The organism is Bacillus methanolicus (assembly GCF_028888695.1).
In the GTDB taxonomy this organism is placed as follows: domain Bacteria; phylum Bacillota; class Bacilli; order Bacillales; family Cytobacillaceae; genus Bacillus_Z; species Bacillus_Z methanolicus_B.
The window spans coordinates 1,178,455-1,194,206 of sequence record NZ_PNFF01000001.1 but is presented as its reverse complement, the minus strand read 5'-3'; the positions used below and the strand labels follow the sequence as shown (position 1 = coordinate 1,194,206).

The 15,752-nt window shown below is 38.7% G+C and carries 18 protein-coding genes; 14 read left to right on the top strand and 4 right to left on the bottom strand.

What is annotated here, in order from left to right:
• Positions 1 to 36: 36 nt before the first annotated feature.
• The 7 genes from C0966_RS05955 to C0966_RS05925 all read left to right on the top strand — a co-directional run bounded on the left by C0966_RS05955 (position 37) and on the right by C0966_RS05925 (position 7,809).
• The gene (locus tag C0966_RS05955; protein WP_274854287.1) at positions 37 to 1,047 is read left to right on the top strand and encodes a vWA domain-containing protein; all 1,011 of its coding nucleotides are present in this window, start codon (positions 37 to 39) and stop codon (positions 1,045 to 1,047) included.
• Between the two features lie 38 nt (positions 1,048 to 1,085).
• Complete coding sequence (locus C0966_RS05950; protein ID WP_274854286.1) at positions 1,086 to 1,859, top strand: cytochrome c oxidase assembly protein; 774 nt, start codon at positions 1,086 to 1,088, stop codon at positions 1,857 to 1,859.
• A 181-nt stretch (positions 1,860 to 2,040) separates the two neighbouring features.
• On the top strand, positions 2,041 to 3,090 hold the full coding sequence (locus tag C0966_RS05945) for an XdhC family protein (protein ID WP_274854285.1): 1,050 nt from the start codon (positions 2,041 to 2,043) through the stop codon (positions 3,088 to 3,090).
• Positions 3,091 to 3,133: 43 nt separating this feature from the next.
• Positions 3,134 to 3,766, top strand: coding sequence for a nucleotidyltransferase family protein (locus C0966_RS05940; protein WP_274854284.1), 633 nt, complete (start codon positions 3,134 to 3,136; stop codon positions 3,764 to 3,766).
• A 65-nt stretch (positions 3,767 to 3,831) separates the two neighbouring features.
• The gene (locus tag C0966_RS05935) at positions 3,832 to 5,079 is read left to right on the top strand and encodes a molybdopterin molybdotransferase MoeA (RefSeq protein ID WP_274854283.1); all 1,248 of its coding nucleotides are present in this window, start codon (positions 3,832 to 3,834) and stop codon (positions 5,077 to 5,079) included.
• Positions 5,080 to 5,295: 216 nt separating this feature from the next.
• Positions 5,296 to 6,333, top strand: a complete 1,038-nt coding sequence (gene moaA, locus C0966_RS05930; RefSeq protein ID WP_274854282.1) for a GTP 3',8-cyclase MoaA — start codon at positions 5,296 to 5,298, stop codon at positions 6,331 to 6,333.
• A gap of 297 nt (positions 6,334 to 6,630) precedes the next feature.
• Positions 6,631 to 7,809: an MFS transporter gene (locus tag C0966_RS05925; protein WP_274854281.1), complete on the top strand. Its 1,179-nt coding sequence runs from the start codon at positions 6,631 to 6,633 to the stop codon at positions 7,807 to 7,809.
• A 56-nt stretch (positions 7,810 to 7,865) separates the two neighbouring features.
• Here C0966_RS05925 and C0966_RS05920 read toward each other — a convergent pair whose 3' ends face one another.
• Entirely contained in the window at positions 7,866 to 8,045 is a 180-nt protein-coding gene (locus C0966_RS05920) for a hypothetical protein (protein ID WP_425535921.1), read from the bottom strand.
• A gap of 223 nt (positions 8,046 to 8,268) precedes the next feature.
• Here C0966_RS05920 and C0966_RS05915 point away from each other — a divergent pair, with 223 nt between their 5' ends.
• The 3 genes from C0966_RS05915 (at position 8,269) to C0966_RS05905 (ending at position 10,260) form a co-directional block, all read left to right on the top strand.
• Entirely contained in the window at positions 8,269 to 9,630 is a 1,362-nt protein-coding gene (locus C0966_RS05915; protein WP_096550514.1) for an IS4 family transposase, read from the top strand.
• A gap of 63 nt (positions 9,631 to 9,693) precedes the next feature.
• Positions 9,694 to 9,906, top strand: coding sequence for a cold-inducible protein YdjO-related protein (locus tag C0966_RS05910; protein WP_274854279.1), 213 nt, complete (start codon positions 9,694 to 9,696; stop codon positions 9,904 to 9,906).
• 264 nt (positions 9,907 to 10,170) lie between these two features.
• Positions 10,171 to 10,260: a YjcZ family sporulation protein gene (locus C0966_RS05905; RefSeq protein ID WP_274854277.1), complete on the top strand. Its 90-nt coding sequence runs from the start codon at positions 10,171 to 10,173 to the stop codon at positions 10,258 to 10,260.
• Positions 10,261 to 10,386: 126 nt separating this feature from the next.
• Here the strand turns inward: C0966_RS05905 and yhfH are convergent, their stop codons facing one another.
• Positions 10,387 to 10,530, bottom strand: coding sequence for a protein YhfH (yhfH, locus tag C0966_RS05900; protein WP_274854275.1), 144 nt, complete (start codon positions 10,528 to 10,530; stop codon positions 10,387 to 10,389).
• 459 nt (positions 10,531 to 10,989) lie between these two features.
• On the opposite strand from yhfH, the gene C0966_RS05895 reads away from it, so the two are divergent.
• Positions 10,990 to 11,943 carry a LysM peptidoglycan-binding and 3D domain-containing protein gene (locus C0966_RS05895; protein ID WP_274854274.1) on the top strand — a complete coding sequence of 318 codons (954 nt, stop codon included), beginning with the start codon at positions 10,990 to 10,992 and terminating at the stop codon, positions 11,941 to 11,943.
• A 219-nt stretch (positions 11,944 to 12,162) separates the two neighbouring features.
• On the opposite strand, the gene C0966_RS05890 is transcribed toward C0966_RS05895, so the two are convergent.
• The gene (locus tag C0966_RS05890) at positions 12,163 to 12,309 is read right to left on the bottom strand and encodes a hypothetical protein (protein ID WP_274854272.1); all 147 of its coding nucleotides are present in this window, start codon (positions 12,307 to 12,309) and stop codon (positions 12,163 to 12,165) included.
• A 119-nt stretch (positions 12,310 to 12,428) separates the two neighbouring features.
• Positions 12,429 to 13,544 (bottom strand): MGDG synthase family glycosyltransferase, encoded by a 1,116-nt coding sequence (locus tag C0966_RS05885; protein ID WP_274854270.1) that lies wholly within the window; start codon positions 13,542 to 13,544, stop codon positions 12,429 to 12,431.
• A 127-nt stretch (positions 13,545 to 13,671) separates the two neighbouring features.
• Here C0966_RS05885 and C0966_RS05880 point away from each other — a divergent pair, with 127 nt between their 5' ends.
• From C0966_RS05880 to C0966_RS05870, 3 genes are all read left to right on the top strand, one after another.
• Positions 13,672 to 14,481 carry a metallophosphoesterase gene (locus C0966_RS05880; protein ID WP_425535920.1) on the top strand — a complete coding sequence of 270 codons (810 nt, stop codon included), beginning with the start codon at positions 13,672 to 13,674 and terminating at the stop codon, positions 14,479 to 14,481.
• Between the two features lie 447 nt (positions 14,482 to 14,928).
• A complete protein-coding gene (locus C0966_RS05875) occupies positions 14,929 to 15,129 on the top strand; it encodes a hypothetical protein (RefSeq protein WP_274854268.1) in 201 nt (66 codons plus the stop codon).
• A gap of 56 nt (positions 15,130 to 15,185) precedes the next feature.
• Positions 15,186 to 15,707 carry an HD domain-containing protein gene (locus C0966_RS05870; protein WP_274854267.1) on the top strand — a complete coding sequence of 174 codons (522 nt, stop codon included), beginning with the start codon at positions 15,186 to 15,188 and terminating at the stop codon, positions 15,705 to 15,707.
• The last annotated feature ends 45 nt before the right edge of the window (positions 15,708 to 15,752 follow it).

Below are 15,752 nucleotides of genomic sequence, written 5' to 3'. Positions count from 1 at the left end.
CGGAAACACGGATTTCGTGCAGGGGTTCCTGAAACGTTGACAGCAATTGCTGCCCTTGCTGAATTGAACCTTGCCTCCATTGATGAGGTTTGCAGCGCCCTTCGCTCAATCTATGCACGGACATCGGCGGAATGGGGGATCTTTCCGACTTTATTTGAGCAATATTTTGGCATAAGGGAAGCTCGTTTGCAAGAGAAACGCCGCCTGCAGCCAGATGAATTAATAGGCGGAACCGGTACCGGTGAAAATGTGAAGCCACCGCCGTTAGAGACAGCAAAGGGTGTCCTTGCCGGCTATCATCCCAACGATGGAGAGCGTTTTGCTATGCGGGCGGACGGACAGGTTTTAAAGGATGTTATTAAGCTGACCCAATTGGCAGTTCGTACGATGGCTGCTCCGCGCGGCCGCAAGTGGCAGTCACGAGGCAGAGAGAAAATTGACCTGCGTAAAACTATAAGAAGTGCATTGCGCCATTCAGGAGAACCATTTGAACTCAAAATGCGCCGACGCCGTCCAGACAAGCCGCGAATTGTCCTGGCTATTGATATATCCGGATCGATGAAACCTTATGCACCTTTCATTACTTCACTCGCCTGGTCATTTACTCGAGTGCGTGCACGTACACAAATCTTTCTTTTTTCCACACGCCTGTTGCGGGTGACGTCGCTTATTGGGCGTAAAGGGGTGACAGGTATTCCCTATAGCGATTTACCCGGATTGCGCGGTGGAACTCAGATTGGAGGTTCGTTGGCACAATTACTTCATCGTTACTCTAATCTTTTGCAACGGCATACGTGTGTCATTATCATTTCAGATGGTTTTGATGCCGGCCATCCGGAACAAATGCATACATCCATGCGCGACTTAGCTGCTCGCGTTGGACGAGTGGTGTGGATGAATCCGCTACTTGGTGAACCTGGCTATGAACCAACTTCGGTGGGCATGTCGATGGCATTGCCTTACATTGACGCGTTTGTCGATGTCCATGATGTAACAACTTGGAAAAAGGCAGTTCTTAGCGGGGCGCTGCGTTCAGCAGCACCCTAAGCCACCAATTGTAAACCTTTATTTTGGAGGGGAAGAAGTTGGATTCAATTCAATATTTAGACAAAGCTATCTTATTACTAACATTTTCCTTTCTTATCATATATATATTAATGCTTGTTAAGGTTGGTCAATTAAATAGAATGATAGTAAAAAGAATAATATGCTTTATTTTGGGACTTGTTTTGATTAATTTTTGTTTTGGCGGTGCCCTAAACTTCTATGGACATCTTCTGTTAAGTGTCCATATGTTACAAATGAGTCTTCTTTGCTTTTTTATTCCTGTGCTTATTCTATCCGGATTATCTGAAATTACGGAGCATCCTCGACTTCTGTTTTTTGTTAAGCTCCGCAGCAGCAAGATTTACCATAATGCTATATTAGGCTTCTTTGCTTTTATGTTCTCCTTTTACCATTTTCCAGTTGTATTTAACACGGTTATGAGTGATAAAACCTTGCATGATTTTTCGCAAGGCTTCTTAATGGTACTATCTTTTCTAGTATGGTGGCCGGTGGCAACATCTTCTTACAGCGAGAAATCAATTAAACTAAAACGTAATTATATTTATAAAATGATTTTATTGTTGTTGCCGGCCTGTTTATTTCTAATTATTGCAAACACGGGACTATATAAAGTTTATAGTGACCCAATGATATTAAACCAAACATTACGTGTATGTTTTTCGCCTGATATTGATGTAAAACAATATTTTATTAAGTTTAATTTTTTATCAACCATTGGAGATCAGAGATTAGGTGGTACGATAATGATTATTTCGCATAAGTTAGCTTCTTATTGGTTGTTGAGAGGGTAATTGTTCAAGGAGTAATTTAAACTTTGGTTTAATAAACAAACAAATCGTATGTTAACTCAGTACGGAGTGGAAGTATGATTCATTGCCGTACTTAGTAGAGTTGGCAACTTATTAGAATAATATACAATTTGAATTTCGTAATAGTAAACCAATCTCTAATAAAACGAAGGAGAGGTTTAGCGTGTCACGTATCGATGAAGCGCGTGAATTATTTGCCCGCATGGAACAAGCATGGTTAAATGGGGAAAAGACTGCCCTTTTGACGATTACTCAGGTACAAGGCTCTGCGTATCGCCTTCCAGGTGCTAAAATGATGATGACAGAAACAGGTAATATGCTGGGAACACTCAGCGGAGGCTGCCTTGAATCGGATCTTTACGGATGGGCGGAAATAGCAATAGAAGAAGGAGAACCCCGCCTCGTAAATTACGATCTCAGTGAGAATGAATTATGGTCTCTCGGTATTGGTTGCAAAGGTACGATGGAAGTCGCTATCTTTCCCATTTTTTCTGAAGACACATTCTGGCGATCGGTGAAGGAGATTATTACCCAAGATCGTGACATCTCTCTTGTTCTTGAATTACCAACCGGTATCCGCTGTGTTTTTGACGGAAAAAGTCCTGTGGCAGGGGATGTAAACGATCTGCCGGAACCTGTTGTACAGAAGTTGTTGAATCGTATCGAGAATCGAACAAGGGCAGAGATAGCCATTGCCGACGGCCGTCGATTTTATATCGACACGATGCGGCCTAATGAACAATTGATTATCTGTGGTGCGGGGCACGATGCCATACCTGTGGCGGAGCTCGCGGCTAAATGTGGATTCCGTGTAACCATTCTTGATCCACGCAATGAGTTTAATGGAAAGAAACGCTTTCCTAAAGCAGAACACTTGGTAATTGAACCCGACGAGGCAGATCCAAAGCAACTGGCTTCGAGCTGGTGGTTAATCATGAATCACTTGCAAGTAAGGGATGAAGCTGCACTTCGTCTCGCGCTAAAGGCACGACCTAAATACGTAGGTGTGCTTGGTCCCTTATCACGCACTCGGGAAATGCTTCAGAATATCGGTGCCGAGATGAATAGTGGTCCAATACGGGCACCAATTGGACTGGATGTTGGTGCAGAAACAATTGAGGAAGTTGCCGTTTCTATCGTGTCCGAATTACTTGCAGTGCGATCTGCCCGCCCTGGAAAGCCATTGCATGGGAAAGAAAAAATTCATAGTTAATCACTCTGAGCAACGCGACCATTTTAAAAGGCGGGAGAAGTGTATGTACGACATTGGCGCTGTCATTTTAGCTGCCGGCATGTCCAAACGAATGGGACAACCGAAACAATTTCTTAACCTGCACGGAAAGCCCCTGTTTCGATATTCTGTTGAAACAGCCGTGCACTCTGGACTCCGTCCTGTTGTTGTTGTAAGCGGTGAGCATACTGAGCTAGTCAAAGAATATATCCGTGATTTACCAGCAATGGTGATTCATAACCCAAATTTCGCTCAAGGCATGTCTTCTTCGTTAAAGGTAGGAGTGAAGGCTATTAGGGATCAAGTCTCGGCATGTTTTGTTTTCTTGGCCGATCAACCATTTATTCCTGTTTCGGTGGTAGATCGATTACGGGAAGTATTTGATGTTGCAAAATCAAAAAACATGAATATTATTCGTCCTCGCTATGGGTCTGTTCCTGGCCACCCAGTCTTGTTTGCTGCTAAAATTTTCCCGGAATTGATTCGGATTGAAGGAGATAGGGGGGCCCAACAAGTCATTCGTCAACATTTAACTGAATTAGCATATGTCGATTTTGATCATTCATTATGGGGCGTAGACATCGATACACCTGAAGATTGGAAAATCTACAGTAAAGAAAAATATGATAAAAATTCGACAGACGAAATCACTAACTAAGTGTAATTCTTTAGCACAATCTAAGGAGTAGACCTTATCTAAGATTATAGGAAGGGAGACGAATAATGAGATTTCAGCGGGAAATTGTTAATGTTTGGGATGCGCAAAAGCGTCTCGAGCCGTGGATTCGTTCACTCGGAACAGAACAAGTAAAGCTTGCGGACAGCATTGGCCGATACCTCGGCGAAAATGTGGTGGCAACGCACGACTTTCCCCACTTCCGCCGGTCGATGATGGACGGGTTTGCTGTCCGGTCGACTGATACAAAAGGGGCAACCGACGAACAGTCAGTTATATTGCAAGTCATTGAATCGATCCCCTGCGGTGCTGTTTCGACAAAAAAACTGACAGAAAATACGGCTGCACGTATTATGACTGGAGCGATGATGCCAGAAGGTGCCGACTCTGTCGCCATCATTGAATTGACGGAACAGTTTCAAAAAAATGGTCAAACGTATACGGCGGTCAAAAAGGAGACGACACCCAATGAAAACGTCATTCCCATTGGACTGGAAATGGCAAAAGGAACGTTGATCCTGGAAAAAGGGCGCAAAATAAATCCCGGGGAAGCTGCCCTACTTGCTGCTTTCGGTTACGATACAGTTACTGTTTCACGCCGTCCGACAGTGGCTATTTTTGCAACAGGGTCGGAACTGCTTGACGTCAGTGAGCCGCTCGAGTCTGGCAAAATTCGCAACAGCAACAGTTACATGGTTGCCGCGCAAGTGTTAAATGCCGGTGGACTTCCTGTTCTCCTCGAAAAGGTGCCTGATGACGTTGGACTGGCTAAATCAATGATTCTTGATGCAATGGAAAAAGTTGATCTCGTCATTTCAACCGGAGGAGCTTCCGTCGGGGATTACGATATTTTGGTCGACATCTTTGAACAGTGGGACGGTAAGATGTTGTTTAACAAAGTGGCCATGCGTCCCGGCAGCCCAACGACTGTCGGAATTTGGCGGGATAAATTTTTGTTCGCCCTTTCCGGGAACCCTGGAGCGTGTTTCGTCGGGTTTGAGCTGTTTGTTCGTCCAGTTATGTGGGGGATGCAAGGAAAAACTGATTACTATCTCCCTTCGTTTTCAGCGTTTCTCGCCGAGGAATACAAAAAAAAGGATTCGTTTTATCGCATCGTACGCGGAACAAGCGAAGTAAAAGACGGAAAGATTTACGTCCGTCCGGCTGGAATCGACCAGTCAAACGTCTTGTCGTCCATCAGGGATACGGATTGCTTAATTGTCATTCCTTCTGATAGGAAGATGATGAATAAGGGAGAAATAGTAAAGGTGCTAAAACTAAATGTTCCTGAGTGATCTCGACATATCAACTATTTACCCTTCTTACAGCCAGAACAAGTGAATGTACTTCGTGAGACGTTAAGTAAGCAATTTCCAGAGGCAGGGGACAATTTCTATAAATCTATACTAGCCGTTGATCAAAGATGATACTGGAGAAAATTTTACTAAGTGACGAAATAGCGTTTATCTCGCTTTTAAACGGAGGAAAATCGAAAATGGAGGCAATCTTAGATGAAAAAGAATCTTTACGATGAAAACAAACCGTTGACAGATTCATTTGGTCGACCGTTGAAAGATTTGCGCATTTCCGTCACGGATCGATGCAATTTCCGCTGCCGCTACTGCATGCCTGAAGAGGTATTTCCTTCCGATTATACCTTTCTTCCCAAACATAAATTGCTGACTTTTGAGGAAATCACTCGCCTTGCGGGCATTTTTGCATCACTTGGCGTTCAGAAAATTCGTATTACAGGTGGAGAGCCGCTGTTGCGAAAAGACCTTCCGTCCTTGATCCAAATGCTTCGTTCCGTACACGGCATTCAGGATATTGCCTTAACTACAAACGGGTCATTGCTTCCAAAATATGCTCGAAAACTTAAAGAGGCCGGGTTACAGCGCGTTAACGTTAGTTTGGACAGTCTGGACGATGCGTTGTTTTCTAAAATGAACGGCGGACGCTGTAACGTAAAGACTGTGCTCGCAGGCATAGAGGCCGCGGCAGAAGCAGGACTTAAAGTAAAAGTAAATATGGTAGTACAAAAAGGGATTAACGATCAAGACATTATACCGATGGCTCGACATTTTCGTGGTACCGGTCACATCCTGCGTTTTATCGAGTTTATGGATGTGGGAAACAGTAACGGCTGGAACTTAGAAAAAGTAGTTTCAAAACGTGAGATTGTTGAACGCATCAATACCGAAATGCCGTTGGAACCTTTGAAGCCTAATTACATCGGTGAAGTGGCTTCTCGTTACCACTACATCGGCACGAAGGAAGAGATTGGCGTCATATCCTCCGTTACAGACGCTTTTTGTTCAACGTGTACCCGCGCCCGCCTGGCGGCAGATGGTCATTTGTTCACTTGTCTGTTTGCATCAGAAGGGACAGACATGCGATCATTGTTACGGTCAGGAGCGGACAATGAAGAAATTAAGGAAGTGATCCACGATATTTGGACTCGCCGCAGGGATCGCTACTCTGAAGAGCGTTTGTTTCATACAAAAAAATCAGATTCTAAAAAAGTTGAGATGTTTTACATTGGAGGATAAAACCTTTTATATCAAGGAATTGGGTCCGAATCTTAAAAGCAATACTATTTTGCAAGCATTCTTTATAATTCGAATACATCGTCCATACTTTCAATATTTCGAAGCCCCTTTCCAAGGGGTTTTGTTATTTCACCAAGTAAATAGACACAAAAATCATTGACTACTGTCAATAACAAGTGAAAAGGTGATATAGAGAATGTAGAGGACACGTTTTTGGCAAAATACTACAAACTTGATTTGAACATGATAAAATAAATAATGGATTTTAATATGGAAGCATCATTAGGGGGTACATAAGTGAATAATCAAGTGCGAAAGAAAGTTTTAACCCTACAGGGGTTTTATTTGTTAACTTTTTTTGGAGTTGGAAGCCTTTATCCTTTATTAAGTGTTTATCTTAGTGAAACTGCCGGTTTAAATGGTTATCAGATCGGAACAATCATGTCGGCAGGACCAATTGTCATGATTTTTTTTCAGCCATTATGGGGCATGGTTTCAGATTCTACTAATTCTCCAATAAAAGTCTTAACGTTAACTACTCTTGTTTCAGGGTTATTTGGGTTGGGATTTCTATTTAGTAAAGACTATTTTATATTAATGATCGTTGCTGTTTTCGTTGCAATATTTCAAAGTGCGATTATCCCGGTTTCAGACAGTATTTCACTCAAATATACAAGCAGGGTAAAAGTCAATTATGGCAATATCCGATTGTTCGGATCTCTCGGTTTCGGTTTAGCTGTTTTTATAATGGGACGTTTATCCGAATATAATCCGGAGGTAATTTTTTATTCTTTCTTTTTCTCATTATTAGCGGCTTCTCTTTTAGGTTTACGAATTCCGAAAGAAAAAGGATCTCCAAATAAAAATCTTTTTTCCGGAATCAAAGAAATCTTGACTTATAGGAAATTTGTTGTTTTCTTAATCATTACGTTTATGGTTTTTGGTCCTAACCTGGCCAATAATACGTACTTTGGATTATTTGTTGAGGATAGCGGCGGCACTTATACCGGGATTGGAATTGCTTTTTTGATTGCTGTTCTATCTGAAATTCCTTTCATGAAGGCTGCGGGAAAATGGATCCAAAAAATTGGGATTTTAGAAGTTGCGTTGATTGCAGGAGCAGTATCTTTAGTCAGATGGATTTTGTATTTCACTCAGCCTAGTTTGTCGATTGTTTATATCACAACCTTCATTCAGGGATTTTCCATTGGTTTGTTTATACCTGCAGGCCTTCAATATATTAGAGACATAACCCCCGTGCATATTACGGCTACAGCTGTTACACTATATTCTGCAATTGGCAACGGGCTTGGGAATTGGTTCAGTACATTTTTAGGCGGAATTCTTTATGAGGAGTATAATGTTTATACTGTTTATTTATTTTTTGGGATTATGGCATTAATGGGAGTGTTGTTGATCGTTTGGTTAATAAAAGAAGAGAAAGCTGATTCAATTGTAAAAAAAGCAGCAGGATAATGAAAAAAGAAGTTGTCTTTTGGCAACTTCTTTTTTCATTATCTCGATCTGACTATTCATAAGTTTTCATTTTGCTGGCCGATTTCTTTTCCGCCAATAATCATATTGGCTGCTTCTAAATTTTTATGACTGTCAACTGAATCACCCGGATAATTTTTGCTATTTGGGAAGACATCATCCGTCCGGATCGTAAATTCACGATTTTTAGGGGCATCTGTCAGGTACTTTTCTTGCATCATTTTCAACTCCTTTACTAAAATTTTTCTCTTCATTGTCAAATGTTATTCCCTCAACTTTCGCAGAGTAATATCTTATTGCAACTCTTGATATGACTGTTTTATATCGTCTTTCATTATTTCTCTTGTTTTTTATTGATTTTATTTTTTTAAAAGAAAAAGACACCTATCTTTTGGTAAAATTATGGTGATCAAACCAAATACCAAAGAAGGTGTCACCATTATGATAACGAAAAAAGATACTTTTGCACAACTACCAAAAGAACTTGAACGAAGATTTTCTGAATTAAATATAGGCAAACATTTGAGAAAAGCGAGAATTACTAAGGGATTTGGTTATTCATGCTTATCTATTTTCCGTCTTATTTTTTTGCTTGTTTTCCAATATAAAAATTGGTTTCAAGCACTTCAAAGTAAGAAAGCCGTGGACTTACCTAAAAAAGATACGATCTACCGTTTTCTAAATTCATCTACTTATGCTTGGCGAACTTTTTTACTTTCCTTATGTCAAGATCTTACTGGACGTATAAAAAAGCTTACATCAAACAACAGAGTGAAGGTGTTTATTGTTGATGATTCACTCTTTTCACGCAACCGAAGCAAGTCTGTTGAACTTCTTTCACGAGTATTTGATCATACAGAGAAACGATTCTATAAGGGGTTTCAGTTGCTTACTCTTGGTTGGTCTGATGGATATTCTTTTCTACCTGTAGACTTTGCTTTATTGAGTTCAGCGAAAAAGGAAAATCAACTTAACGGGGTCGATGAATCCATTGATAAACGCACTTCCGGCTACAAGCGTCGTCTTGAAGCACAACAAGATAAGCCGAGCGTTGTCTCTGCTTTATTGGATCATGCCTTAAATGCAGGAATTACAGCTGATTATGTGTTAATGGATACTTGGTTTACGCATGAGCCTTTGATTGAAAAAATCACGGATAAAGGTTTATTTGTCATTGGTATGGTCAAGCAGCTAAAACAACGTTATTTCATAGATGGTGAAGCCCATACGCTGGATGAACTCTTTAAAAAAGCAAAGCGTACCATGGAAAAGAAAGACCTACTCGGTTCGATCCATGTTCATCTTGCAAAAGGACGACAAGTCAAGATTGTATTCGTGCGTAACCGCAATAAAAAGAGTGAATGGTTAGCCATTTTGAGTACAGATACCACACTTTCAGATGAAGAAATTGTGCGTATTTACGGGATGCGCTGGGACATCGAAACATTTTTCAAGTGTACCAAATCATTGCTTAACCTAGCAAAAGAATTTCAAGGTCGTTCGTATGATCTGTTGATTAGTCATACAACGATTGTGTTTACTCGCTTTATACTCTTAGAGTGGGAGCGTAGACAAAACAACGATCCTAAAACGATTGGAAATCTCTTTTTTCTATTATGTGAAGATGTAAAAGATATGAATCTAGAGAGTGCATTGAATCAATTACTAGCGATCTTCCAAACATTAGCAGAAGCTAATGTTTGTTTGAACATGGAATTATTTAAAAGTAAAGTACAAGAATGGATTGCGTCTTTACCCAATTACATCAAGAGATGTCTGACAATATCTGTGTGCGAAAGTTGAGTTATTCCTAAATAAATAAAAAGAAATTGAAACAGACATACTAGAAGAAAAGGGGGGCATCTTATGTATTTTGCAAAGAAATCGGCTGAAGAAACAGCAACCATTTTAGTTGACACCAGTGTATATGCATGTGAATCTCCTTCATGTAATGGCTGGATGAGAAAAGACTTTGCAACAGATGATTTAAACTGCCCGATGTGCGGAACGGGTATGCGTGAAGAAACGAGAGAACTTCCGCAAATTCGAACAGATTTTAATCCATTCAAATACAATTAATAAACAACTTCCATAGAAAATCCATCCAAGTATTATTGTTTCTAGTAAGATCTTGTTTTTTAAGAAACGCCCTCATGAAAAAATTGAGGGCGTTTTCGTGTTCTGGGGGAAGTTTATGTTTTTAGGCAATTTTTTTCGAGCACCGAATATATTTTCGAAATCAAAACAGGTGTCTGCCTATTTTTGAAATTTATCCACACCCGTCTAGTCCAAAAAAACAGTTTATCAATAGTATATAGTAACAGGTAAATGGAGGTGAATAGTATGAGCGGCGGTTTCAATAACGGCTTTGCGTTAATTGTAGTATTGTTTGTATTACTCATAATTGTTGGTTGTTCTTGTTTTAGATACTAGTGAATACGCCTCCGTATTCTCCCTGTAGGTCTGGAACCACCTTATTGATAAGCGGCTGTCTAATGACAGCCGCTTTTCGTATTTAAAAAAAAGCGGGATGTTGATTACCCGCTGTTATCATATACATTATTCTTCTTTTTTAGATAAGCACCGATCACATTCCATTAAATAAGATTCAGCTTGTTCTGTCATAACTTGGCCGCACTCAGGACAAACTTTCTTAGGCAGATTTTTGTAAAATTCAACTGGACTTTGTAAACTTTGCATCATGTTAGTTTCCTCCTTTTTATAGTACAGATTATTTTGTTCTCTCCTGTTGTAGTACAGTATACACCATAGTCTTATCATTTGTGTAGACCTAATTTAAAATTTTTTTATTTTTTTTGAAAGTATTGTCTTTTATTTAATCGAATAAGTGGAGATGAATTTATGAGGAGTAATCCATTGAAACGATTTCTTCAATTCTTAAAGTTGTAGGAGACAAAATTATGATCCATTAAATTCATTTATGAGCCGTCAATCTTATTAATGGACTTTCAGTTCGAAAATCTAATAAATAGATAAATTTGACATCTAACTATAAAAATCAGAATTTTCATTCTGTTTGAAATGCTGCCGTTATATACTTGTCAAGAACGTAATTTAATTATAATCTGCCTGTTCTTTTTCTCAGCCAAGTTCATGTTATGATAATAACCGTTAGCTGAATAAGCTATAGGAGGTTATCAAATGAAAAAACACTTATACTCAATGTTAGCAGCAGCAACAATCTCAGGAGTAATCGGTGCTAACGTCCAGGCAGAAGAAATTGTGGTCAAAAAGGGAGATACACTTTGGGAGATCTCTCAAAAATATGATGTGACAGTAGAAGATATCAAAAAATGGAACGGACTATCCTCGGACCTAATATATCCAAATGATAAGTTAGAAGTTTCACCGGAAAAACATTACATAGTCCAATGTGGTGATACGCTTTGGGACATCGCCAAAACAAATGGTGTCTCTGTTCAAGATTTGAAAACATGGAACAAACTAAGTTCAGACTTAATTAAACCGGGATTGAATCTTGTGATCTATCCGACAGCCGCTGGAAACGCAGGAACACCAGCTCCATCAGCACAGCCGGTAAAAGCAAGTTCTGTGCAAAACAAGCAATCAGCTGTGAAATCGGTTGTGAATCCACAAGCAGTGCAAAATAATCAAACAGCTGCAAAACCTGTCGTGAAATCACAACCTGTGCAAAATAATCAAACAGCTGCAAAACCTGTCGTGAAATCACAACCTGTGCAAAATAATCAAACAGCTGCAAAACCTGTCGTGAAACCACAACCTGTGCAAAACCAGCAAACAACGGCGAAAACAGCTACTGCCAAAGCACCGGTTGCAAATGCTGCGAAAGAAATTACTGTTACGGCTACCGCTTACACAGCGAGCTGTGACGGGTGTTCAGGTGTTACTGCAACTGGAATTGATTTAAAAGCCAATCCAAATGCAAAAGTAATTTCAGTTGATCCGAGTGTAATCCCATTAGGTTCAAAAGTATATGTTGAAGGATATGGATATGCCACTGCAGCAGATACAGGCGGTGCGATTAAAGGAAATGTGATTGATGTTTTTATTCCTTCTCAAGAAAAAGCAGTTCAATGGGGAAGAAAACAAGTAAAAGTAACAATATTAAAATAATTTCTTAAAAAAGACTTTTTCAAAAGAAAAGGGTCAGACCCCATTAATAAAGGGGTCTGACCTAATTCTTTACCTCTTCTTCTTTACTAATACTTTTGGCAGGCGCTCGGTATATTATGCCTCTTCTTGAAAATAAACTGATGAAATAACTCGCCGATATGCGAAAATGTAATTGCAGCTGTTCTGATATATGGCTGAACCGTTCAAATATGTTTTCTTTTAAATGATCTGTTGATTCACAGATTGCTGCTGATCAATAAACTGAGCCATATAGTTAAGATGAAACAAATTTTGGTTTGGATCTTGAAGTGAAGATTGAGTTTTATATAATTTCGCCTCCATTTTCCGGTTAACATACAAAGTCATAGTAACACTCCTTTACAAGGAATTGCAGGAACAGTGGTACTATATAATATGAAGTGACAAATAAAATCGTTTACTGCACTATTATTTTGCACGCAAAATTTAACAGAAAACGGCAATAATCATGTATACAATTTATTAAATATCATGTCTGTCAATGCAGCTTTAACATCCGCTAGTTTATCTAAATAAACAGAAAGGTTTTCATTATAAAGCTGCTTTGCTCTTGAATTATCAAGGAATTGTAAAAGGTTTTCTTCAAGGCGCGAGTCATGAAAAGGGACCAGTCTATTTACTGCAAGCCCTGATTCAAGCAAAAAATCGCGATTCATTTCTTCTTGGCCGGGAAGCGAATCTAGGAGATAGATTGGAACTTTTTTCATTAAACATTCACTGACAGTCACTCCGCCAGGCTTTGTAAGTATCAAGTCCATTTGATCATAAAGTTCATTCATTTCCTTTCGTGAAGAAATATATGATAGCGGAATGATCAAAGGATTGTTTCGCATTTTCAGTTCATAAAACAACTGATCGTTTTTTCCGCAGAGTACAAAATACTTTATTTTCCCAGATAGCTTGTTGCTGGCAAATAATCTTTCAATAGCACCAACTCCCATGTTCCCGCCCGAGACGAGAACATGATAAAGAGAACCGTTGTTTATGGATTGCTTTCTGCTTACAAAGAGGCGTTCAACTGGAATTCCAGTAACGGCAATCTTTTTTGAAGAAACACCACTCATTTCAAGAAACTTTTTTACTTTTATACTGGGAACCAAATGGTAATCGATATGCCGGATTCCCCATACGTTATTAATAAAGTAATCGGTATACGCATTCACGGTCGGAATAGGAAAGTCTTCCTTGGCTTTAAGCAGATTTATAAGATAAGAGGGGAGACAGTGAGTGCAAATAATTGCATCAGGTTTTTCTACATTAATCAATTCCTTCATTTTCCGAATAAAAAAGAGTTCATAAAAAGGAAGCCTTTTATCAAGACTGTAATTTTTGCATGCGTTGCTTTTATAAAGCCAACTGTAAAAAGAGGGGAGCGACTTTATCGTTTTTAAATACAAACTTGTAACCATCTTTTCTCCAATTGGCGAAGTAAAATGAAAAATATCCACTTTTTTTATTTCAATAGAAGAATCAATTTCAGTAATATAAGTTTTCAGTGCATCTGCAACTTGATGGTGACCCGAAGGAATTTGCATAAATGGCAGTAAAAGAAATTTACTCATTGTTTTTTTCCTTTTTGGTTTTAACTTTTACAATCGTTTTCGTTTTCATACATTTACATATATATTCCCATGAACTTCCACTAGGACTTTCCCTATGTACCTACTATACTTGATAGATGGGAGGGGAATGAAAATGCTCTTTTATTTCTTGTTAGTTTTGTTCGTTTATCTTGCTTTTATTTTTTATAAAGCAAATAAAAATACTCGCCATGTAATAATTAATACAATTTCCATATCCCGCAAAAAAATAAAAAATATAAAGGTTCTTCACCTTTCAGATATTCACCTAGAAAATATTTCGGTCAGCCCTGAAAAATTGTTTGAAATGATTTCTAAACAGCCTGTTGATCTCATCGCTTTAACTGGAGATTTTTTAGATAGAAAAAGAAGCATTCCAAAACTTGCAAACTATTTAAAAGTCTTACAAAAAGCAAGTCCTAAATATGGAATATTTGCTGTATTCGGAAATCATGATTACATCTTAAAAGAGGAAAACTTTGCAAATCTGAAGAAAACACTTGAAGAGCATGATTGTAAGACTCTTCAGAATGAGAACGTGACTCTTTGCGTTGATGGAGAGAATTTAAATATTATCGGCATCGATGATTACAGTACACATCGCAGTGACATTAAAAAAGCGTTTCAAGGATTGCCCGAAGGATACAATTTAGTATTAACCCATGATCCGAATGTTGTTTTGGACATGGAAGATTATGATTATGACTATCTTTTGTCCGGCCATTTCCATGGCGGGCAAATACACTGGCCGAAGCCTTACCATCTCATCAAAATGGGGAAACTTGTGCGCATGAAAATGGTAAAAGGCTTGCATTATCATAAAGGGAAGCCTTTTTATATCAGTGAAGGGTTGGGGCAGACCGGAGTCAATATCCGAATCGGAAGCCGACCGGAAATCACGTATCACGAAATTTCATAGGACACAGCACACGAAGCTGTCTCATAAGGATCGGAGGAATCTGGCCCTTAATTACAATAAATTCAAATGAGAAAAAGGGAGGCCTTTACCAAAAGGTTCTCCTTTTTTGCATAAAGGGGAGTTTATAACATGACATAACATTGTTATGTTATGTAAGAAAGAGTGAAACAGAACATTGTTTTGTTATAAAATAGTATAAACGAAAAATGCCACAGCTAGATTTAAACTGTGGCTTTTTCAAGAATATTATAGACAGATCACCAAAATAAACCCGCTTTTTGTTGTCCTGATTTTTTATAACGCACCTCAATTTGCCAACAATATGAATATTTCGATATTTTTACGCAAAAAAAAAAAAAACAAAAAAGTATTAAAATGATAGCATTTGCTAGCTTTATGCTATCATAATGATGGCAATTAATATCATTATGATAGGGGGCATTCATCATGAGTCAACAAAATAAAATACAGGTTAATGTAAGACTATCAAAAGAAACTGTTGAAAAACTGGATGAAATTGTTGCATACTATCAAGAAAATACAAAAATAGGTAGAATCTATAAAGGAGATGTCTTAACGGACATTATCGAAAAGTCGCATGAAATCATGAAAAAACAAAAATCAGCACAAAGAATGTTCCGAAATTAATATTGTGACAACTACAAGTCTCAATTTTCATATGAATAAATTAAAGGGGTGATAACATGAGAGATGTTAAATTAATCGAAATATACCAACATCGTATTGCGCAAAAATATCTTAATCGCTCGGGAATGGCTCATGCTATTGCTGTAGCTTATCACGCTTTTCATTTGGCTAAGGAACAAAATGTCGATGTCGATAATGCTGCTAAAGCAGGCTTTCTTCATGATATTGGCCATTATACATGGTATAAAGACGATAAATGGGATTATGAACTCTATCGCCAAAATGACATACACGCTATAAAGGGTGCTGAACGGGCACATAAATTATTGATTCGTTTGGGTGAAAATCCTGTAAAAGCTAAAGAAATTGCTCTGGCGATTCTTTTTCATACGGATTCCTTTTTACCGGGAGGAGAGGTTGTGAGGACTCCTTTACAAAACATTATCAAATTAGCGGACGAAAAAGACGAAGAACCGGGCGGCCTTCACCATTACAGAAAAATTGATAGTGAGCGGGCATTTAAAATGCTGCAGCAACTTGACAATCAAATTGATGCATGGATTAGTGAGAAAAGTTGACAGTGCAGAAATGGGACTGACTCAGTAGAAAAGGGTGAGACCCAC

What these genes read in the sequence shown, in the direction of transcription:
- C0966_RS05905 (WP_274854277.1), top strand. Translation starts at nt 10,171, where the DNA reads ATGAGCGGCGGTTTCAATAACGGCTTTGCGTTAATTGTAGTATTGTTT.
- C0966_RS05890 (WP_274854272.1), bottom strand. Translation starts at nt 12,309, where the DNA reads ATGACTTTGTATGTTAACCGGAAAATGGAGGCGAAATTATATAAAACT.
- C0966_RS05875 (WP_274854268.1), top strand. Translation starts at nt 14,929, where the DNA reads ATGAGTCAACAAAATAAAATACAGGTTAATGTAAGACTATCAAAAGAA.
- C0966_RS05885 (WP_274854270.1), bottom strand. Translation starts at nt 13,544, where the DNA reads ATGAGTAAATTTCTTTTACTGCCATTTATGCAAATTCCTTCGGGTCAC.
- C0966_RS05935 (WP_274854283.1), top strand. Translation starts at nt 3,832, where the DNA reads ATGAGATTTCAGCGGGAAATTGTTAATGTTTGGGATGCGCAAAAGCGT.
- C0966_RS05920 (WP_425535921.1), bottom strand. Translation starts at nt 8,045, where the DNA reads ATGCAAGAAAAGTACCTGACAGATGCCCCTAAAAATCGTGAATTTACG.
- moaA (WP_274854282.1), top strand. Translation starts at nt 5,296, where the DNA reads ATGAAAAAGAATCTTTACGATGAAAACAAACCGTTGACAGATTCATTT.
- C0966_RS05915 (WP_096550514.1), top strand. Translation starts at nt 8,269, where the DNA reads ATGATAACGAAAAAAGATACTTTTGCACAACTACCAAAAGAACTTGAA.
- C0966_RS05880 (WP_425535920.1), top strand. Translation starts at nt 13,672, where the DNA reads ATGAAAATGCTCTTTTATTTCTTGTTAGTTTTGTTCGTTTATCTTGCT.
- C0966_RS05940 (WP_274854284.1), top strand. Translation starts at nt 3,134, where the DNA reads ATGTACGACATTGGCGCTGTCATTTTAGCTGCCGGCATGTCCAAACGA.
- yhfH (WP_274854275.1), bottom strand. Translation starts at nt 10,530, where the DNA reads ATGATGCAAAGTTTACAAAGTCCAGTTGAATTTTACAAAAATCTGCCT.
- C0966_RS05870 (WP_274854267.1), top strand. Translation starts at nt 15,186, where the DNA reads ATGAGAGATGTTAAATTAATCGAAATATACCAACATCGTATTGCGCAA.
- C0966_RS05895 (WP_274854274.1), top strand. Translation starts at nt 10,990, where the DNA reads ATGAAAAAACACTTATACTCAATGTTAGCAGCAGCAACAATCTCAGGA.
- C0966_RS05910 (WP_274854279.1), top strand. Translation starts at nt 9,694, where the DNA reads ATGTATTTTGCAAAGAAATCGGCTGAAGAAACAGCAACCATTTTAGTT.